This window comes from Vibrio sp. A8-1 (assembly GCF_013048685.1).
Classification (GTDB): Bacteria; Pseudomonadota; Gammaproteobacteria; order Enterobacterales; family Vibrionaceae; genus Vibrio; species Vibrio metschnikovii.
Genome location: NZ_VHTC01000001.1, coordinates 63703 through 82874 on the forward strand (window position 1 = coordinate 63703; position 19172 = coordinate 82874).

At 45.3% G+C, this 19172-nt stretch carries 31 protein-coding genes; 5 read left to right on the forward strand and 26 right to left on the reverse strand.

The window, feature by feature from the left end; genetic code table 11:
- Positions 1-118: 118 nt before the first annotated feature.
- On the forward strand, positions 119-2080 hold the full coding sequence (cpdB, locus tag FKN93_RS00315; RefSeq protein ID WP_170904263.1) for a 2',3'-cyclic-nucleotide 2'-phosphodiesterase: 1962 nt from the start codon (positions 119-121) through the stop codon (positions 2078-2080).
- Positions 2081-2317: 237 nt separating this feature from the next.
- Entirely contained in the window at positions 2318-2893 is a 576-nt protein-coding gene (locus FKN93_RS00320) for a Crp/Fnr family transcriptional regulator (RefSeq protein WP_040903982.1), read from the forward strand.
- Positions 2894-2926: 33 nt separating this feature from the next.
- Here FKN93_RS00320 and dbpA read toward each other — a convergent pair whose 3' ends face one another.
- Positions 2927-4312, reverse strand: a complete 1386-nt coding sequence (gene dbpA, locus FKN93_RS00325; RefSeq protein ID WP_158144645.1) for an ATP-dependent RNA helicase DbpA — start codon at positions 4310-4312, stop codon at positions 2927-2929.
- Positions 4313-4611: 299 nt separating this feature from the next.
- On the opposite strand from dbpA, the gene FKN93_RS00330 reads away from it, so the two are divergent.
- Positions 4612-5064, forward strand: a complete 453-nt coding sequence (locus FKN93_RS00330) for a GNAT family N-acetyltransferase (RefSeq protein ID WP_040903979.1) — start codon at positions 4612-4614, stop codon at positions 5062-5064.
- An 18-nt stretch (positions 5065-5082) separates the two neighbouring features.
- Here the strand turns inward: FKN93_RS00330 and FKN93_RS00335 are convergent, their stop codons facing one another.
- A complete protein-coding gene (locus FKN93_RS00335; RefSeq protein ID WP_170904264.1) occupies positions 5083-5709 on the reverse strand; it encodes a LysM-like peptidoglycan-binding domain-containing protein in 627 nt (208 codons plus the stop codon).
- Between the two features lie 230 nt (positions 5710-5939).
- Here FKN93_RS00335 and FKN93_RS00340 point away from each other — a divergent pair, with 230 nt between their 5' ends.
- Complete coding sequence (locus FKN93_RS00340) at positions 5940-6560, forward strand: FKBP-type peptidyl-prolyl cis-trans isomerase (RefSeq protein ID WP_072670429.1); 621 nt, start codon at positions 5940-5942, stop codon at positions 6558-6560.
- 179 nt (positions 6561-6739) lie between these two features.
- The gene (locus FKN93_RS00345; protein WP_161438394.1) at positions 6740-7231 is read left to right on the forward strand and encodes a DUF2780 domain-containing protein; all 492 of its coding nucleotides are present in this window, start codon (positions 6740-6742) and stop codon (positions 7229-7231) included.
- Between the two features lie 151 nt (positions 7232-7382).
- Here FKN93_RS00345 and rplQ read toward each other — a convergent pair whose 3' ends face one another.
- The 24 genes from rplQ to rplB all read right to left on the reverse strand — a co-directional run bounded on the left by rplQ (position 7383) and on the right by rplB (position 19159).
- On the reverse strand, positions 7383-7769 hold the full coding sequence (gene rplQ / locus FKN93_RS00350; protein WP_001216361.1) for a 50S ribosomal protein L17: 387 nt from the start codon (positions 7767-7769) through the stop codon (positions 7383-7385).
- A gap of 26 nt (positions 7770-7795) precedes the next feature.
- Positions 7796-8788: a DNA-directed RNA polymerase subunit alpha gene (rpoA, locus tag FKN93_RS00355; protein ID WP_004394549.1), complete on the reverse strand. Its 993-nt coding sequence runs from the start codon at positions 8786-8788 to the stop codon at positions 7796-7798.
- A 24-nt stretch (positions 8789-8812) separates the two neighbouring features.
- A complete protein-coding gene (gene rpsD / locus FKN93_RS00360; RefSeq protein WP_040903976.1) occupies positions 8813-9433 on the reverse strand; it encodes a 30S ribosomal protein S4 in 621 nt (206 codons plus the stop codon).
- Positions 9434-9460: 27 nt separating this feature from the next.
- Positions 9461-9850, reverse strand: coding sequence for a 30S ribosomal protein S11 (gene rpsK / locus FKN93_RS00365; protein WP_001118870.1), 390 nt, complete (start codon positions 9848-9850; stop codon positions 9461-9463).
- A 19-nt stretch (positions 9851-9869) separates the two neighbouring features.
- Complete coding sequence (rpsM, locus tag FKN93_RS00370) at positions 9870-10226, reverse strand: 30S ribosomal protein S13 (RefSeq protein WP_004394544.1); 357 nt, start codon at positions 10224-10226, stop codon at positions 9870-9872.
- 149 nt (positions 10227-10375) lie between these two features.
- Positions 10376-10489, reverse strand: coding sequence for a 50S ribosomal protein L36 (gene rpmJ, locus FKN93_RS00375; RefSeq protein ID WP_000868186.1), 114 nt, complete (start codon positions 10487-10489; stop codon positions 10376-10378).
- A gap of 38 nt (positions 10490-10527) precedes the next feature.
- Positions 10528-11862, reverse strand: coding sequence for a preprotein translocase subunit SecY (gene secY, locus FKN93_RS00380; RefSeq protein WP_004394541.1), 1335 nt, complete (start codon positions 11860-11862; stop codon positions 10528-10530).
- A 20-nt stretch (positions 11863-11882) separates the two neighbouring features.
- Positions 11883-12317 carry a 50S ribosomal protein L15 gene (rplO, locus tag FKN93_RS00385; RefSeq protein ID WP_004394540.1) on the reverse strand — a complete coding sequence of 145 codons (435 nt, stop codon included), beginning with the start codon at positions 12315-12317 and terminating at the stop codon, positions 11883-11885.
- 5 nt (positions 12318-12322) lie between these two features.
- The gene (gene rpmD, locus FKN93_RS00390) at positions 12323-12499 is read right to left on the reverse strand and encodes a 50S ribosomal protein L30 (RefSeq protein WP_000201159.1); all 177 of its coding nucleotides are present in this window, start codon (positions 12497-12499) and stop codon (positions 12323-12325) included.
- A gap of 6 nt (positions 12500-12505) precedes the next feature.
- On the reverse strand, positions 12506-13009 hold the full coding sequence (rpsE, locus tag FKN93_RS00395; protein ID WP_004394539.1) for a 30S ribosomal protein S5: 504 nt from the start codon (positions 13007-13009) through the stop codon (positions 12506-12508).
- A gap of 14 nt (positions 13010-13023) precedes the next feature.
- Positions 13024-13377, reverse strand: coding sequence for a 50S ribosomal protein L18 (rplR, locus tag FKN93_RS00400; RefSeq protein ID WP_004394538.1), 354 nt, complete (start codon positions 13375-13377; stop codon positions 13024-13026).
- A 9-nt stretch (positions 13378-13386) separates the two neighbouring features.
- A complete protein-coding gene (rplF, locus tag FKN93_RS00405) occupies positions 13387-13920 on the reverse strand; it encodes a 50S ribosomal protein L6 (protein WP_004394537.1) in 534 nt (177 codons plus the stop codon).
- Between the two features lie 16 nt (positions 13921-13936).
- On the reverse strand, positions 13937-14329 hold the full coding sequence (gene rpsH / locus FKN93_RS00410; protein WP_004394536.1) for a 30S ribosomal protein S8: 393 nt from the start codon (positions 14327-14329) through the stop codon (positions 13937-13939).
- A 29-nt stretch (positions 14330-14358) separates the two neighbouring features.
- Positions 14359-14664 (reverse strand): 30S ribosomal protein S14, encoded by a 306-nt coding sequence (gene rpsN, locus FKN93_RS00415; RefSeq protein ID WP_004394535.1) that lies wholly within the window; start codon positions 14662-14664, stop codon positions 14359-14361.
- Between the two features lie 17 nt (positions 14665-14681).
- A complete protein-coding gene (gene rplE / locus FKN93_RS00420; RefSeq protein WP_004394534.1) occupies positions 14682-15221 on the reverse strand; it encodes a 50S ribosomal protein L5 in 540 nt (179 codons plus the stop codon).
- A gap of 22 nt (positions 15222-15243) precedes the next feature.
- Complete coding sequence (rplX, locus tag FKN93_RS00425; RefSeq protein ID WP_004394533.1) at positions 15244-15561, reverse strand: 50S ribosomal protein L24; 318 nt, start codon at positions 15559-15561, stop codon at positions 15244-15246.
- A 13-nt stretch (positions 15562-15574) separates the two neighbouring features.
- Positions 15575-15946, reverse strand: coding sequence for a 50S ribosomal protein L14 (gene rplN / locus FKN93_RS00430; RefSeq protein ID WP_004394532.1), 372 nt, complete (start codon positions 15944-15946; stop codon positions 15575-15577).
- Between the two features lie 160 nt (positions 15947-16106).
- Positions 16107-16361 carry a 30S ribosomal protein S17 gene (gene rpsQ / locus FKN93_RS00435; protein ID WP_072670433.1) on the reverse strand — a complete coding sequence of 85 codons (255 nt, stop codon included), beginning with the start codon at positions 16359-16361 and terminating at the stop codon, positions 16107-16109.
- On the reverse strand, positions 16361-16552 hold the full coding sequence (gene rpmC, locus FKN93_RS00440; protein ID WP_072670434.1) for a 50S ribosomal protein L29: 192 nt from the start codon (positions 16550-16552) through the stop codon (positions 16361-16363). The genes rpsQ and rpmC overlap by 1 nt, the downstream gene beginning before the upstream one ends.
- Positions 16552-16962 (reverse strand): 50S ribosomal protein L16, encoded by a 411-nt coding sequence (gene rplP / locus FKN93_RS00445; RefSeq protein ID WP_004394529.1) that lies wholly within the window; start codon positions 16960-16962, stop codon positions 16552-16554. Before rplP ends, rpmC begins: the two co-directional genes overlap by 1 nt.
- A gap of 11 nt (positions 16963-16973) precedes the next feature.
- Positions 16974-17672 carry a 30S ribosomal protein S3 gene (gene rpsC, locus FKN93_RS00450; protein ID WP_004394527.1) on the reverse strand — a complete coding sequence of 233 codons (699 nt, stop codon included), beginning with the start codon at positions 17670-17672 and terminating at the stop codon, positions 16974-16976.
- A 19-nt stretch (positions 17673-17691) separates the two neighbouring features.
- Positions 17692-18024: a 50S ribosomal protein L22 gene (gene rplV, locus FKN93_RS00455; RefSeq protein ID WP_004394526.1), complete on the reverse strand. Its 333-nt coding sequence runs from the start codon at positions 18022-18024 to the stop codon at positions 17692-17694.
- Positions 18025-18034: 10 nt separating this feature from the next.
- Positions 18035-18313, reverse strand: coding sequence for a 30S ribosomal protein S19 (gene rpsS, locus FKN93_RS00460; protein ID WP_004394525.1), 279 nt, complete (start codon positions 18311-18313; stop codon positions 18035-18037).
- A 21-nt stretch (positions 18314-18334) separates the two neighbouring features.
- Complete coding sequence (gene rplB, locus FKN93_RS00465) at positions 18335-19159, reverse strand: 50S ribosomal protein L2 (protein ID WP_004394524.1); 825 nt, start codon at positions 19157-19159, stop codon at positions 18335-18337.
- Positions 19160-19172 lie beyond the last annotated feature (13 nt).

A 19172-nucleotide genomic window follows, 5' to 3' on the forward strand; every position in this document is an offset into this window, starting at 1 on the left:
AATAACTCACACTTTGTGATGTTCAGTCCGACACATTGCATCACAATTTGTTACATTTGCAGCCATTGCCAATGAGGTAACTCAAACCGTACCCCAGATAATCAACAGGAAATTACCTATGCCATCAGTACATCACTCTTTATCCATCGCCGTGTTAACGGGTCTTTTAAGCATGGCAGGACCAGCAATGGCGGAAACACTCCAACTCAGGATTATTGAAACTACTGATATTCATACCAATTTAATGGATTATGATTACTACAAAGATATGCCATCCAAACAATTAGGGTTGGCTCGTGCGGCAAGCTTAGTCAAGCAAGCTCAGCAAGAAGTGACCAACTCGGTACTGGTCGATAACGGTGATTTACTGCAAGGTAGCCCTATGGGTGACTATATGGCGGCAAAAGGCATCACTCCAGGCGAGATTCACCCGGCTTATAAAGCAATGAATCAACTCGGCTACGATGTGGGCAATATTGGTAACCACGAGTTTAATTACGGTTTAGATTTTCTCCAGCAGGCGATCAAGGGAGCGGACTTTCCTTACATTAATGCCAATGTGTTTGATCAACACACTGGCAAGCACTATTTCCAACCCTATTTGATTAAAACCCATACTTTTACTGATCAAAGTGGTCAATCTCAAACCGTGAAGGTGGGTTACATTGGCTTTGTCCCTCCGCAGATCATGGTCTGGGATAAGAAAAATCTTGAAGGCAAAGTGTTTGCTAAAGACATTAAGCAAACCGCAGAAACGCTCATTCCACAAATGAAACAGCAAGGCGCCGAGGTGATCATCGCGATTCCTCATTCAGGGATCTCGACCGATCCTTATCAAGCTGGGGCGGAAAACTCGGTTTATTATCTCACCCAAGTCAAAGGTATTGATGCAATCGCCTTTGGACACTCACACGCGGTATTCCCAAGTGCAGACTATGCCAACTTACCAGGTGCTGATATTAATCAAGGTACTATCAATGGCATTCCTGCTGTGATGCCCGGTCGTTGGGGTAGCCATGTCGGCGTGATGGATTTAACCTTAAAAAATGAACATGGCCAATGGCAAGTGGTCAATGGACGTGCAGAAGCACGGCCAATTTTCGATCGTAAAACGCAACAAGCACTGGTGTCGGCAGATAAGAATATCGTCAAAGCCTTAGCTAATGACCATCAAGCAACACGAGAGTTTGTCAATCAACCCATCGGTAAAGCCGATGATGTGATGTACAGCTTTTTAGCTCTAGTGCAAGATGACCCAACCATACAAATCGTCAACTTAGCCCAAAAAGATTATATCGAGCGCTTTATTCAAGGCGATGCTAATCTGGCTGGATTACCCGTTTTATCAGCAGCTGCCCCTTTTAAAGTCGGGGGTCGCAAAGATGATCCTAATGGCTTCACTGAAGTCGAAGCTGGACAACTGACCTTCCGTAACGCGGCGGATCTTTATCTCTACCCTAACACACTGGTGGCGCTGAAAATGACCGGTAAAGAGGTCAAAGAGTGGTTAGAGTGCAGTGCTGGTCAATTTAATCAGATTGACCCACACAGTGCAGAGCCACAAAGTCTGATTAATTGGCAGGGTTTCCGTACTTATAATTTTGATGTCATCGATGGGGTCAATTATCAAATTGATATCACTCAACCGGCAAAATACGACGGTGATTGTAAGCTAATCAATAAAGAGGCTGAGCGTATTGTCGGTTTAACTTATCAAGGTCAACCGCTGGATCTTAAGCAAACCTTTTTGGTTGCTACCAATAACTATCGCGCCTACAGTAATAAATTTGCTGGTACGGGCAGTGAGTTTGTTGCCTTTGATTCACCGGATGAAAACCGCACCGTGGTAGCAAGCTATATTTCGCGCATCAGCGCAGAAAAAGGCCACGTTACCCCTAGTGCTGATAACAATTGGTCATTTGCGCCTATCAAAACCAATGCTCGCTTAGATGTGCGTTTTGAAACCTCGCCTAGCGACAAGGCGGCACAATTTATTGAGGCCAAAGGCCAGTACCCCATGCAAAAAGTCGCTCGCGATCCACTCGGCTTTGCTATTTACCGGATTGATCTCACCCAATAAGTTTTTTATCGCTTACCCATGAACCGAATAATGAGGTTCATGGGTTTTGATGATGTTAACTGACCTTCAAGTTCGTCTCGTCTCACCACACAACATGACATTGCCAGTCGACGCTAAATAAAGCTATCTCTATCAGTATCAATAACGATGTCATTGAGCGAACGAAGCTAACCAATACCGCTACAATTTCAGGTAATATGGCGATATCAATTTCTTATTTCAATTGGACAGCCTGATATGTATGTTGAGTTTGAACAACAACTCTCAAGTGATGGATTTGAACCACATGAGATCAATCAATTAATTTCATGCAGCCAACCACTTGAACTACCGACGCGACATATTTTAATTCACCAAGGCGACATCCCCCAACAGATCTATTTCGTGTTAGAGGGCGTGTGTCATGCTTGCTATCTAACCGAGCAAGGTAAGTCGTTCAGTAAAGAATTTTATTGGGCTCAAGACTGGGTAATTGGTTTTGAAAGTCTCATCAAGCATCAAGCTTCTCCCTATTTATTAGAAACGTTAACCCCGGTGCGTTTAATTGAATTGCCGATCCACATCTTACATTCTTGGCGCGCAACTCGTCACTCTCTCTACCTCAAACTACTGGAAACTCAGTTGATGCATAAAGAAAATAAAGAACGCTTTATGCTGCTTTATAGCCCCGAAGAACGTTATCAACTTTTTAATGACCATTTTTCAGCCCTTAAAAAACAGTTGACCAATGGTCAGATTGCCGCCTACTTAGGGATCACTCCCATCAGCTTAAGTCGAATTAAAGCCCGCATAAACGCAAAAGCCAGCGATTAAACGCTGGCCTTGTCGCAACACCGCAGGGCGGCTTTATTTCAATAAACGAGCGCGAAATTGGCGGCCTTTCATTTTCCCGGTTTCCATTTTCTGCAACGCTCGTTTAGCCACCGACTTATGCACGGCAACATAAGCGCGCATCGGCAAAACATTAATCTTACCGACGAACTGGCCATCGATCCCATCATCACTGGTTAAAGCGCCTAAAATATCACCTGGACGAACTTTTTGTTTTTTACCACCATCGATCTGGATCGTCACCATATTCGCTTGATAAGGCGCGGCATTCTGTCCACTCATGTCTGGCAATTGAGCTGGCTCAATCGGCATATCCATGTATTCATCAATCATCGCCACGCGATGCATCTCATTGTCGCTAAAGAAACTGATCGCTAATCCTTGACTACCAGCGCGCCCCGTACGACCAATACGATGCACATGCACTTCAGGATCGCGGGACAACTCAAAGTTAAACACGGCATCTAAGTTATCGACATCCAGTCCACGAGCGGCCACATCGGTAGCGACCAAAATCGAGATACTTTTATTGGCAAACTGCACCAAGGCTTGGTCACGATCGCGCTGCTCTAAATCACCGTGTAGCTCAATCACACTGAACCCTTTATGCTTTAACTGCTCGGCAACATGAGTGACTTCCTTTTTGGTATTACAAAATACCACCGCTGATTCTGGTTGATGATGCAATAACAACTGGGCTAACGCTTTATCTCGCGCCTCCGCACCTTCAAGTTTATAAAAGTATTGTTTAATTGTGGTTGAGCTATGGGTAGATTCAACTTTAACCATTTCCGGATTACGCATGATCCGCTCAGCCACCTGCTTGATTTGTGCAGGAAAAGTGGCACTGAATAGTAAGGTTTGTCTGACTGTTGGCGCTTGAGCAATAATCGCATCTAATGCATCTTGAAAGCCCATCTCCAACATTCGATCTGCTTCATCGAGTACTAAAGTGTTCAGCTCGGAAAGATCAATCCGTCCTTTTTCAAGATGATCCAAAATACGTCCTGGTGTGCCAACCAGAATATGCGCGCCATGCTCTAATGAACCGATTTGCGGCCCCATCGGCATACCACCGCACAAGGTGAGAATTTTAATATTATGGATAGCGCGACCTAACGTACGGATTTCAGTCGCCACTTGATCGGCTAACTCACGAGTAGGACAGAGCACTAGCGCTTGCACGCGAAAGCGTTTGACATCAAGATTGGATAAAACGCCTAATCCAAAAGCGGCCGTTTTCCCTGAGCCTGTCTTTCCTTGGCCGATAACGTCCCTGCCCGCTAAAATGGTCGGTAAACTTAATGCCTGAATGGGAGTCATTTGGGTGTATCCCAACGTCTCAAGGTTAGAAAGTAGTTCAGGTTTTAGTGGTACGGTCGAAAATGCACAATTACTCAAGGGGCGTCCTTTGGTTAGACGAAATTAAACGTCTATTATCGTTATTTAACCTCGTGTGGCTAGTGAATCTTTAATGATCTATACCCAAACAACGTGGAGTTGCAGATGGGCGGCAAGTGAGTTCATCTCCATGAACATAGAAAGACTCTATGATTGGGGTGAACGAACGTAGCCAACACCCCGCAGCTTCAAGTAGAAAGGGGATAGCGGTGAAATTCTTCATCAATATTAACCTTTGTTAATGAATCCTGTTGTTAAGCTTGCTAGAGTCAAGTTTTCATTTTCAAAGGAAGCTCACGATGATCACTTGGCAATGCCTTCCCTTTACGGGTTTAACCACTCAACAATTGTATGAATTACTCAAACTGCGAGTGGATGTGTTTGTCGTCGAACAAGCCTGCGCTTATCCGGAACTCGATGATAAAGATATTCAGTCTGACGTATGGCATTTGTTAGGCTATCAAGATCAATCCTTGATTGCTTATGCAAGACTACTCGCTCCGGGAATCAGCTACCCTTCTGCAAGTATTGGCAGAGTCGCCACCCAACAACAAGCAAGGGGAAACGGCCTTGGACGTCAATTGCTAGATCAAGCATTGGTCGAGTGCCAACATCAATGGCCAGATAAGGACATAGAAATCGGTGCACAGCATTATCTAGAGAATTTTTATCAGAGCTATGGTTTCCAACCAACCTCTGCTGTCTACTTAGAAGATGGTATTCCTCACATCGATATGAAGCTGGTTAAGTAGCGTGTTTATCACTCTCGATTATTGACTGCGCCCAAAACCGCCATCCGATAATCGGAAAAACATCACTGACTGATTATTACGTTCTAACTGTAAAATATCCAGTTGCCCATCTGCGGCTAACTTAAAACGGAGCCGTTGCCCTTGCTGTATTTGACTCAAGGGCTTATCACTACCTTCAATTCTCACTAACGCATTAAGATCAGCTAAGGGCAAGTTGTTGCTTCTAAACACCTGTGACAAAGTATCCCCTTGCTTAATAATATATTCTTGCCATACCTTTTCCTGAGGGGTAGCAGAGATAGTCACCGCTGTAGGTTGCTCGACGCTTTGTTCACTTAAACCTTGGGTATTAAGAGCAATCGAGACTCGAGTACTGGCTGGTGCGGGAGTACGAGTTGGAGCATCCTGTTTCGGTGAGGAAGGGAAAAATAACAACAAGATCACAACCGGAATCAAAACCATTAAGCCGCGTTGATGATAAACAGACAGTTGCCCCCAAAGAAGCTTAAGACGTAACCAGATAGGATACTGAGCCAGCCGCTTAGCATAAGATCGCCAATCAATAGCCGCCCACTGATGCAACCATTGTTGTTTAATTTTCCCCAGAGAATGGGGCTGTTGCTTTTGTCTGTGTCGACGATTCATTTTTATCCGCCCTTCATTGACTTGGTACAGTATAAAAACTCATGCGCTAAGAGTATAGAGCATGACCCTGCTTCAACCAAAGGTTGACACAATCTTGAAGATTAAAGCTTGAAGTCTCGATCTGAATCACACCTTGGCACCTTTATAACATGAATCTTCGTCAAGCATTTCATCATAGCGCTGAAGCTGGTATTCTGTGGGCTTTCTTTTTGTGACAAAGAGTGACGTGTATGTCTGACGTAAAATTTGAAACCGTAGAACAAAAAGCCAGCTACGGCATTGGTCTACAAATGGGCCAACAACTAGCGGGCAGCGGCCTTGAAGGGCTAAATGTGGATGCCATTGCTGCTGGTATCGCGACAGCGCTTGTCGGTGATATGCCGGCAATTGAAATCGACGAAATTAACCAAGCCTTACAAGCGATGCATATGCGTGCTGAAGAAGCAATGCAAGCGGCCGCTAAAGTCGCTGCTGCAGAAGGTGAAACGTTCCTTAAAGATAATGCTCTACGCTCAGAAGTTACCGTGCTTGACTCAGGCTTACAGTATGAAGTGATCACTCAAGGTTCTGGTGAAATTCCGACGTCTGATAAATCTGTCCGTGTCCATTATCATGGTGAGCTGACGGATGGTACCGTTTTTGATAGTTCAGTTTCTCGTGGTCAACCTGCAGAGTTCCCTGTGACTGGCGTGATTAAAGGCTGGGTCGAAGCCCTACAATTGATGCCTGTAGGCTCAAAGTGGAAACTGTATATTCCACATGATCTCGCATACGGTGAACGTGGCGCTGGCGCAGCAATTCCACCCTTTGCCGCACTCGTGTTTGAAGTAGAATTGCTCGATATTCTTTAATCATCATTAATACGCTATTCTATTGTTAAGCGGTGCAATGCACCGCTTTTTTTATACGAATTTTCTGAGATTAGTCGCCAGAGATGAATCAGTCATCATAGGTTTGCTACACTGTTCAGACACATAACCTCTATTTACGACAAAAAGTGATCAATAGCATTTTAGGAGCCTATCCCCCCATGAACAAAACCTTATTCCGTACACTACTGATCTCAACGCTACTCAGTAGTACACCTAGCATGGCTTTTATCAAAATTGGTGGACAATCAAATCAAGACCTAGCCACATTAGTTGGTAGTGGCTTATTGGAAACCAAGCAACATACCACACTGATTAACCAAGTAAAAAGTCAACTTCCAATCTCAGACCAACAGGCTGGTGGTGGAATAGCAGCATTATTAGCCCTCGCCGAGAATCAATTAGCGGATCAACATCAAACTGAACTTAACGGATTAATCCCTAACCTTGAGCAACTCACTCAATTAGGCTTATCGACAACCGGTTTATCGCCAGCAAGGATGGCTAATCTCAGCGACGTTACTTATGTCTTTAACCAATTAGGTTTGGATGCCAATATGATCGGACAATTTACACCAATTATTATTCAGTATTTAACAAGTCAGGGGGCTGGAAGCAGTTTAGTTGGTGCGTTGCAAGGTCTCTGGAAATAACAATAAGAGAACGGTCCAATATTAAAGGACAAAGAAAATCCAAGCAGAGGATCGGAAGACAAGATTATGTGTGACGTGAGCTATAGATAAGATACCCCGATAGGGTAATAAAAAAGCCGAGCTAATGCTCGGCCTTTTATTCGCGAACTGATTACTCAGCAGCAGCTTCAACAGCTACTTCTGGGCGGTCAACAAGCTCAATGTAAGCCATTGGAGCTTTATCGCCAGCACGGAAACCACACTTAAGAATACGAGTGTAGCCACCTTGACGTGCAGCAAAACGTGGACCTAATTCGTTAAATAGTTTTGCAACAACTTCGTTATCACGAGTACGTGCAAATGCAAGACGACGGTTAGCAACACTGTCAGTCTTAGCTAGTGTAATCAAAGGCTCAACGACGCGACGCAGCTCTTTCGCTTTTGGCAAAGTAGTCTTGATAACTTCATGACGTACTAAAGAGCTAGCCATGTTGCTGAACATCGCTTTGCGATGACTGCTGTTGCGGTTGAGTTGACGACCACTCTTACGATGGCGCATGACCAAATCCTTCTAACTAATATCGATTAATCTTCAGCGATTGACGCTGGCGGCCAGTTTTCTAGGCGCATGCCCAGAGAAAGACCACGTGATGCAAGCACGTCTTTAATCTCAGTAAGAGATTTCTTACCAAGGTTAGGCGTTTTCAGTAGCTCAACCTCAGTGCGCTGTACTAGATCACCGATGTAGTGAATCGCTTCTGCTTTCAAACAGTTAGCAGAGCGAACTGTTAGTTCAAGATCGTCTACAGGACGCAGTAGGATCGGATCGAATTCTGGCTTCTCTTCCTTCTCCTCAGGAACGCGTACATCACGAAGATCTACGAACGCATCCAACTGTTCAGCAAGAATCGTTGCTGCACGGCGGATAGCTTCCTCAGGTTCTAGAGTACCGTTCGTTTCCATATCGATGACGAGTTTGTCTAAGTCTGTACGTTGCTCAACACGAGCAGCATCAACAGAGTAGGCAATTTTGTCTACTGGGCTGAATGTTGCGTCGACAAGCAAACGACCGATTGGACGTTCATCTTCTTCAGTATGAATACGAGCAGAAGCAGGAACATAACCACGTCCACGTTCTACTTTGATACGCATAGCGATCTCAGCGTTGTCATCAGTGAGATGACAAATAACGTGTTCAGGGTTTACGATCTCTACATCACCATCATGGGTGATGTCACCTGCAACCACAGGGCCCGAGCCTGATTTATTTAATGTAATGAACACTTCATCTTTATTTTCGCCTAAGCGAACAGCCAGTCCTTTCAGGTTAAGAAGAATCTCAAGGATATCTTCTTGTACACCTTCTTTGGTACTGTACTCATGAAGTACGCCTTCAATTTCTACCTCTGTTACGGCACAACCCGGCATAGATGATAAAAGAATTCGGCGAAGTGCATTACCAAGAGTATGGCCGAAACCACGCTCTAATGGCTCAAGAGTTACTTTTGCGTGTGTCGTGCTGACCTGTTCGATATCAACAAGACGTGGCTTAAGAAATTCTGTTACAGAACCCTGCATTGTGTCCTCTCTTTAGTTTAAACCTTACTTAGAGTAAAGCTCGACGATCAATTGTTCGTTGATGTCAGCAGATAGGTCTGAACGTTCAGGCTTACGCTTGAATGTACCTTCCATCTGGCTTGCATCTACTTCAATCCAAGTTGGTTTTTCGCGTTGTTCTGCAACTTCTAGAGCTGCTTTAATGCGAGATTGCTTTTTCGCTTTCTCACGGATTGCAACAACGTCGTTAGCCGCAACATTGAAAGAAGGTACGTTTACAACGCTACCGTTTACTAGGATAGCTTTATGGCTAACTAGCTGACGAGCTTCAGCGCGAGTCGCACCAAAACCCATACGGTAAACTACGTTGTCCAAACGGCCTTCAAGAAGCTGAAGTAAGTTTTCACCTGTGTTGCCTTTTAGGCGAGCAGCTTCTTTGTAGTAGTTACGGAATTGTTTTTCTAGAACGCCATAGATACGACGAACTTTTTGCTTCTCACGAAGCTGAACGCCATACTCAGATAGACGACCGCGACGAGCGCCGTGTACACCTGGTGCGTTATCAATTTTACACTTGGTATCAATCGCACGAACGCCTGACTTAAGGAACAAGTCAGTACCTTCGCGGCGGCTAAGCTTCAGCTTAGGACCCAAATATCTTGCCATGATCTTTCTCCAATGTTCCCAGAAACGTTAAACGCGACGTTTCTTAGGTGGACGACAACCGTTATGAGGGATTGGTGTCGCATCAACGATGTTTGTGATACGGAAACCAGCAGCATTCAGTGCGCGAACTGTAGATTCACGACCTGGACCTGGACCCTTAACCATAACCTCTAGGTTCTTTAGGCCATATTCTTTAGCCATTTCAGCACAACGTTCAGCAGCAACCTGTGCAGCAAACGGTGTTGATTTACGAGAACCGCGGAAACCTGAACCACCAGCAGTAGCCCAAGCTAATGCGTTACCTTGACGGTCAGTGATGGTTACGATTGTGTTGTTGAAAGATGCGTGGATATGCGCTACGCCATCAGCAACTTGCTTGCGTACACGCTTACGTGCGCGAGTTGGTTGTTTAGCCATTGTACTCTACCCTTCCCGATTATTTCTTGATCGGCTTACGCGGACCCTTGCGGGTGCGAGCGTTGGTTTTAGTACGCTGTCCACGTAGTGGTAGACTGCGACGATGACGAAGACCACGGTAACAACCAAGGTCCATAAGACGCTTGATGTTCATGGAAACTTCACGACGAAGATCACCCTCTACAGTGTATTTAGCTACACCATCACGCAGTTGATCGATCTGCTCTTCAGTTAGTTCACTGATCTTAACACTTTCAGCAATACCCACGTCAGCTAGGATAGCTTTTGAACGGGTTTTACCGATGCCGTAGATTGCAGTTAATGCGATCACAGCATGCTTTTGATCAGGAATGTTAATGCCTGCTATACGGGCCACTATTCACTCCTAGTACTTTCTATAAAAGAATTATCCGCAGCAAAGCCCGTCGAGGATACGCTGCGGGATACTACTTCTTTTGCACGCAAAAGGTAGGCCGAGAAATATACTCGACCACCCTTTAATTTTCAAGTAAAAATTTCTGCTTATTAGCCTTGGCGCTGCTTGTGCTTTGGCTCACTGCAAATCACGCGAACGACACCGTTACGCTTGATAACTTTACAGTTACGGCAGATTTTTTTAACGGAAGCACGAACTTTCATTGCTAAACTCCGTAAATCTAACTTAAATGGCGACCGTATTAGCGGCCATAGCCTTTTAAATTTGCCTTTTTCAACACAGAGTCATATTGATTTGACATCAAATGAGTCTGTACCTGTGCCATAAAGTCCATAATAACCACTACTACAATCAGTAATGATGTACCGCCGAAGTAGAAACGTACGTTCCACGCGACCATCATGAACTCAGGGATCAGACAGATAAAGGTAATGTATAACGCACCGGCTAGGGTTAAACGAGTCATTACTTTATCAATGTATCTTGCTGTCTGTTCGCCTGGGCGGATACCGGGTACGAATGCACCTGACTTCTTCAGGTTATCAGCTGTTTCACGTGGGTTGAAAACCAACGCCGTATAAAAGAAACAGAAGAAAATAATCGCTGCGGCATAAAGCATCACATACAATGGTTGACCAGGGCTAAGCGCTAATGATACGTCGGTTAACCAACCGAACCATTGGCTCTCACCATTTTGACCAAACCACTGAGCGAGTGTTCCTGGGAACAAAATAATGCTTGATGCAAAAATTGCAGGTATAACACCAGCCATATTGATTTTTAATGGCAAGTGAGTACTTTGCGCTGCAAAAACTTTACGACCTTGTTGACGTTTTGCGTAGTTAACAACGATACGACGTTGACCACGCTCCATGAAAACAACAAAGTAGATAACAGCAAAAGCTAATACCGCAATCAACAACAGAAGAAGCACATGCAGTTCACCTTGACGCGCTTGCTCGATAGTATGTCCTATTGCCGATGGCAATCCAGCAACAATACCTGCAAATATAAGAATGGAGATACCATTCCCAATCCCTCGCTCTGTAATCTGTTCACCTAACCACATCAAGAACATGGTACCGGTTACTAAACTCACGGTCGCAATCAGGGTAAACATGGTTTGGTCAATAACAACCAGATTGTTGACCATGTTTGGTAGGCCTGTTGCAATACCTATCGCTTGGAATGTTGCAAGTACAAGCGTGCCGTAGCGTGTATATTGGCTTATCTTACGACGGCCTGCTTCACCCTCTTTTTTGAGCTCGGCTAACGCTGGATGAACTACAGTTAGCAACTGGACAACAATTGACGCCGAAATATACGGCATGATGCCCAGTGCTAATATAGATGCACGCTCAAGAGCACCACCAGAGAACATGTTAAACATTTCTATGATGGTACCTTTTTGCTGTTCGAACAAATCGGCAAGTACAGCAGCGTCAATACCAGGAATCGGCACAAAAGAGCCCGCTCGGAATACTAAAAGTGCACCAATTACGAATAATAAGCGCGACTTTAACTCACCTAAGCCGCTCTGAGCACTACGAAAATCTTGTCCTGGTTTCTTAGCCATCTGTACCTCAATCCTCGAGATTATTCCTCGATTTTACCGCCTGCAGCTTCGATTGCAGCTTTAGCGCCTTTAGTCACGCGTAGACCTTTAACAGTCACTGCTTTATTGATCTCGCCAGAAAGAACAACTTTAACGAATTCAATATTCTTCGTTACAAGGTTTGCTGCTTTCAAGCTGTTTAGATCAATAACATCACCCGTTACTTTCGCTAGCTCAGCTAGACGAATTTCAGCAGTCACAAGGCTCTTACGAGAAGTGAAACCGAATTTAGGTAGACGTTGTTTCAGAGGCATCTGACCGCCTTCAAAACCTGGACGAACACCGCCGCCAGAACGTGACTTTTGACCTTTGTGACCACGGCCACCAGTTTTACCAAGGCCAGAACCGATACCACGACCTAAACGCTTCTTAGAAGGCTTAGAACCCGCAGCCGGCGATAGAGTATTCAAATGCATTCTGATTACTCCTCAACTTTAACCATGTAGTAAACCTTGTTGATCATACCGCGTACACACGGTGTATCTTCAAGTTCTACTGTATGGTTGATTTTACGAAGACCTAAACCGCGCAAAGTAGCTTTATGCTTTGGTAGGCGACCAATTGAGCTTTTAGTTTGAGTTACTTTAATCGTTGCCATGTGTTCTTACTCCGAAATCGCTTCAACAGTTAGACCACGTTTAGCTGCAACCATTTCTGGTGACTTAACATCTACTAGAGCATCGATCGTAGCACGAACGATGTTGATAGGGTTCGTAGAACCGTATGCTTTAGATAGAACGTTATGTACGCCGGCAACTTCAAGTACAGCACGCATCGCACCACCGGCGATAACACCTGTACCTTCTGCAGCTGGCTGCATGTAAACTTTAGAGCCCGAGTGGCGACCTTTCACTGGATGGTGAAGAGTGCCTTCGTTAAGTGCGATAGTAAACATGTTACGACGCGCTTTTTCCATTGCTTTTTGAATCGCTGCAGGTACTTCACGTGCTTTGCCGTAACCGAAACCTACACGACCATTACCGTCACCAACAACTGTTAGTGCAGTGAAGCTCATGATTCGACCACCTTTAACCGTTTTAGAAACACGGTTAACTGCGATTAATTTTTCTTGCAAATCATTCGCTTGAACTTGTTGTTCTTTAGCCATCTTCCAACCCTACCTTAGAATTTCAGACCAGCTTCGCGAGCAGATTCTGCTAGCGCGGCTACTCGACCGTGGTATTGGAAACCAGAACGATCAAACGCAACTGACGATACGCCTTTTTCAAGCGCACGCTCAGCAACAGTTTTACCTACTGCTTTTGCTGCATCGATGTTACCAGTATTCTTCACTTGCTCACGGATCGCTTTTTCTACAGTAGAAGCTGCGGCGATAACCTCAGAGCCATTAGCTGCAATCACTTGAGCGTACACGTGACGAGGAGTACGGTGTACTACTAGGCGAGTTGCACCCAGTTCTGCAATCTTACGACGTGCGCGTGTAGCACGACGGATGCGAGATGCTTTCTTATCCATAGTGTTACCTTACTTCTTCTTAGCTTCTTTAGTACGCACATTTTCATCTGCGTAACGAATACCTTTACCTTTATAAGGCTCAGGCGCGCGGTAAGAACGAATGTCAGCCGCAACTTGACCAACTTCTTGCTTATCACAACCAGTTAGGACAATTTCAGTTTGGCTTGGACATTCGGCTTTAACACCCGCTGGCAACTCGTGCTCAACTGGGTGAGAGAAGCCTAGAGTTAGACCTACAGCGTTGCCTTTCATAGCAGCACGGTAACCTACACCCTTAAGAACGAGCTTCTTAGTAAAGCCTTCAGTAACACCAACAACCATATTGTTCACTAGAGCACGAGCAGTACCTGCTTGAGCCCAAGCGTTTGCGATTCCCTCACGAGGACCGAACGTTAGGTTGTTTTCTTCCTGTGCGATCACGACGCCAGTATGAACTACACGAGATAGTTCACCTTTAGGACCTTTAACCGTGATCTCTTGGCCGTTTAGTTTCACCTCTACGCCAGCTGGAATAGCGACAGGTGCTTTAGCAACACGAGACATGTTCTACTCCTATTTATTAAGCTACGTAGCAAATGATTTCACCGCCAAGACCTGCTTTACGTGCAGCGCGGTCTGACATGAGACCCTTGGAAGTGGAAACAACAGCAACACCAAGACCGCCCATCACTGATGGTAGTTCGTCTTTCTTCTTATAAACACGAAGACCTGGACGAGACACGCGCTTGATTTGCTCGATTACTGGTTTAGCTTGGAAGTACTTAAGAGTAACTTCTAGCTCAGGTTTTGCTTCGCCTTCAACAGCGAAGTCTGCGATATAACCTTCAGCTTTAAGTAGTGCAGCAATTGCAACTTTAAGCTTTGAAGAAGGCATTTTAACAGCAACTTTGTTTGCTGCCTGACCGTTACGAATACGGGTCAGCATATCCGAAATCGGATCTTGCATGCTCATAAACTTTACTCCAAATGATTAAGTGGCAATTACCAGCTGGCCTTACGAAGTCCAGGAATCTCGCCTTTCATGCAAGCTTCACGAACTTTAATACGGCTCAGACCGAATTTACGTAGGAAACCGTGTGGACGACCAGTTTGGTTGCAACGGTTGCGCTTACGTGATGCACTCGAATCACGTGGAAGTGATTGCAGTTTAAGAACTGCATTCCAACGATCTTCTTCAGATGCGTTTACATCGCTGATGATAGCTTTAAGTGTTGCACGCTTTTCTGCGTACTGAACTACTAGCTTGGCACGTTTTACTTCACGTGCTTTCATTGATTGTTTAGCCATAACAGTAACCCTTCACCTTACTTACGGAATGGGAAGTTAAAGGCAGCCAGCAGAGCACGGCCTTCCTCATCGGTACCAGCAGACGTCGTGATAGTGATATCAAGACCGCGTACACGATCGACTTTATCGTAGTCGATTTCCGGAAAGATGATTTGCTCGCGAACGCCCATGCTGTAGTTACCGCGTCCGTCAAAAGACTTAGCGCTAACACCACGGAAATCTCGTACACGTGGTAGAGCGATAAAAATCAAACGCTCTAAGAAATCCCACATGCGCTCGCCACGCAAGGTTACTTTACAACCAATTGGGTAGCCTTCACGGATTTTGAAACCAGCTACAGATTTGCGAGCTTTAGTGATAAGTGGCTTTTGACCAGAGATGGTCGCCATATCAGAAGCTGCGTTTTCTAGTAGTTTCTTATCGTTGATTGCTTCACCAACGCCCATATTGAGGGTGATTTTCTCAATTCTAGGGACTTGCATGACGCTTGTGTAACCGAACTGTTTGGCCAGTTCAGCGACTACAGACGACTTGTAGTAATCATGCAGTTTCGCCATAGTAGAACTCCAAATTACTCTATTAGTTAGAAACGATTTCGTTGTTAGACTTAAAGAAACGAACTTTCTTACCATCTTCGAAACGGAAACCGATACGGTCCGCTTTACCGGTTGCTGCATTAAAGATCGCAATGTTAGATGCATCAATCGCTGCTTCTTGCTCTACGATACCACCTTGGATACCAAGCGCAGGAACTGGCTTTTGATGTTTCTTAACTAGATTGATACCTTCAACGATAACTTTACCAGTTGTTAGAACCTTAGTTACTTTACCTTTCTTGCCTTTGTCTTTCCCAGCAAGAACGATCACTTCGTCATTACGACGGATTTTAGCTGCCATTTTTTGCCGCTCCTTACAGAACTTCAGGTGCTAGTGACACAATCTTCATGAATTTCGCGTTACGAAGCTCACGAGTCACTGGACCAAAGATACGTGTACCGATTGGTTGCTCGGTATTGTTGTTTAGCAATACGCAAGCATTACGGTCGAAGCGAATGACAGAACCGTCTGGACGACGTACGCCTTTACGGGTGCGAACTACCACCGCCTTCAATACATCACCTTTTTTCACTTTACCGCGAGGAATTGCTTCTTTCACAGTAACTTTGATGATGTCGCCAACATGGGCGTAACGACGGTGAGAGCCACCCAGAACCTTAATACACATTACGCTGCGAGCGCCTGAGTTATCAGCTGCGTCCAGCATACTTTGCATTTGGATCATGTTAGTGCTCCGCTAAATATTAAAAAAACTAGACCCATCTCGGGTCGGGCTGCCTCTTTAAAGGGACGCGAATTGTACCACCCTTTTTTGTGATTGGGTAGTCAAAAAACAAGCGGCCCCAAAAATAATCGGGGCCGCTGTATTCGCATTAAAAGCTCAATTAAATTTTCGCTTTTTCTACTACTTTTACCAAAGTCCAAGACTTAGTCTTAGACAATGGACGACACTCACGGATTTCAACGGTATCGCCTGCGCCACACTCGTTGTTTTCATCATGTGCGTGTACTTTAGTCGTGCGACGAACGAATTTACCGTAAATTGGGTGCTTCACGAAACGTTCGATAGCAACAACGATAGATTTGTCCATCTTGTCACTGATAACACGACCTTGTTGGGTACGAATTTTATCGCTCATTATGCGCCTGCCTTCTCAGTCAAAACAGTTTTCACACGTGCGATATCACGACGGACAGCTTTCAGAGTATGAGTTTGCTGAAGTTGACCAGTCGCCGCTTGCATGCGCAAGTTGAACTGCTCTTTCAATAAACCTAGTAGCTCTGCATTAAGCTCTTCAACGTTTTTCTCGCGTAGATCTTGTGCTTTCATCACATCACCTGCTTAGTTACAAATGTAGTCTTGAATGGCAGTTTACGTGCCGCTAGGCGGAACGCTTCACGAGCCAATTCTTCAGGTACACCATCAACTTCGTACATCACCTTGCCAGGTTGGATTTGGGCTACCCAGTACTCAACGTTACCTTTACCCTTACCTTGACGAACTTCAAGTGGTTTTTCTGTGATTGGTTTGTCTGGGAAAACACGGATCCAGATTTTACCTTGACGCTTAATGTGACGTGTCATAGCACGACGTGCCGCTTCGATTTGACGAGCAGTTAGACGACCACGGCCTACAGCTTTCAAACCAAAGGTGCCGAAGCTTACTTCAGTACCTTTTGCTAGACCACGGTTACGACCTGTATGAACCTTACGGAACTTGGTACGTTTAGGTTGTAGCATCTGTCGACTCCTTACTTACGGCCTTTGCGCTGCTTCTTAGGCTTGTCAGCCTTTGGCTCTACTGCGTTAGCAGCTGGCATACCGCCTAGGATTTCACCTTTGAAGATCCAGACTTTAACACCAATCACACCATAGGTAGTGTGAGCCGAAGAAGTTGCGTAATCAATGTCAGCACGTAGAGTGTGTAGAGGCACACGGCCTTCACGATACCACTCAGAACGTGCAATTTCAGCGCCGCCTAAACGGCCACTTACTTCCACTTTGATACCTTTAGCGCCTAGACGCATAGCGTTTTGTACCGCGCGCTTCATAGCACGACGGAACATAACACGACGCTCTAGTTGAGACGCGATGCTATCAGCCACTAGCTGACCGTCTAGCTCAGGTTTACGTACCTCAGAAATATTAATCTGAGCTGGTACACCTGCAATCTTCGCTACTGCTGCGCGTAGCTTCTCAACGTCTTCACCTTTCTTACCGATAACAACGCCTGGGCGAGCAGTGTGAATAGTCACACGGATGCTCTTAGCAGGACGCTCGATAACGATGCGTGATAGAGACGCTTTTGCCAATTCCTTAGTGAGGTATTGACGTACCTTGAAGTCGCCGTCTAGGTTGTCAGCGAAATCTTTGGTATTAGCAAACCATGTAGCATTCCAAGGCTTAACGATGCCTAGACGAATACCATTAGGATGTACTTTCTGACCCATTGCTTACTCTCCTAGTCTTTTAGCGGTCTGCGACAACAATAGTGATGTGGCTTGAACGCTTCAAGATACGATCCGCACGACCTTTTGCACGAGGCATAATACGCTTCATGGTTGGGCCCTCATCTACGAAGATTTTAGCGACACGTAGGTCGTCAATGTCAGCACCTTCGTTGTGCTCCGCGTTAGCGATTGCTGACTCTAGAACTTTCTTAATAAGTTCAGCCGCTTTTTTGTTGCTGAACGTTAACGTTTCTAGAGCTTGGTCAACTGACTTACCACGAATTTGATCTGCAACTAAGCGAGCTTTCTGAGGCGAAATGCGAGCAAAGTTATGTTTAGCGAATGCTTCCATCATCTACTCCTTAACGCTTCTTAGCTTTCTTATCCGCAGCATGGCCGCGGTAAGTGCGAGTTGGGGCAAATTCACCCAGTTTGTGACCGATCATCTCGTCAGTTACAAAAACTGGAACGTGTTGACGACCATTATGGACAGCGATGGTCAAACCGATCATTGTTGGAATGATCATTGAACGACGGGACCAAGTCTTAATAGGCTTTTTGTCTCCGCTTTCCACCGCTTTCTCTACCTTCTTCAGCAAGTGTAGGTCAATAAATGGACCTTTCTTGAGAGAACGTGGCATGGCGATTCCTCTTTAAATAGATTACTTATTACGACGACGTACGATGTACTTGTCAGTGCGTTTGTTGCTACGAGTTTTGTAGCCTTTCGTTGGTACGCCCCATGGAGATACAGGATGACGACCACCAGAAGTACGGCCTTCACCACCACCATGTGGGTGATCAACAGGGTTCATTACTACACCACGTACGGTTGGACGTACGCCGCGCCAGCGTGAAGCACCCGCTTTACCAAGCTCACGTAGCATGTGCTCAGAGTTACCAACTTCACCGATTGTTGCACGGCCTTCAGAAAGTACTTTGCGCATTTCGCCAGAACGTAGACGGATAGTAACGTATGCACCGTCGCGAGCGACAAGTTGAGCATACGCACCAGCAGAACGAGCTAGCTGTGCACCTTTACCCGGAGTTAACTCAACGTTATGAATCGTTGAACCAACAGGGATGTTGCGCAATGGCAGGGTGTTACCTGCTTTGATTGGCGCATCAACACCAGACTGGATAGTATCACCAGCTTGGAGGCCTTTAGGTGCAATAATGTAACGACGTTCACCATCTGCGTATAATACGAGAGCGATGTTTGCGCTACGGTTTGGATCGTATTCTAGACGTTCAACTTTCGCTGGGATACCGTCTTTAGTACGTTTGAAGTCAATCAAACGATAGTGTTGTTTATGACCACCACCGATATGACGTACTGTGATACGACCGTTGTTGTTACGACCACCATTCTTAGAGTTTTTCTCTAGAAGAGGTGCGTATGGCTTACCCTTGTGGAGGTCAGCGTTAACAACTTTAACAACGTGACGACGACCAGGGGAAGTCGGCTTACATTTAACAATAGCCATTATTCAACTACTC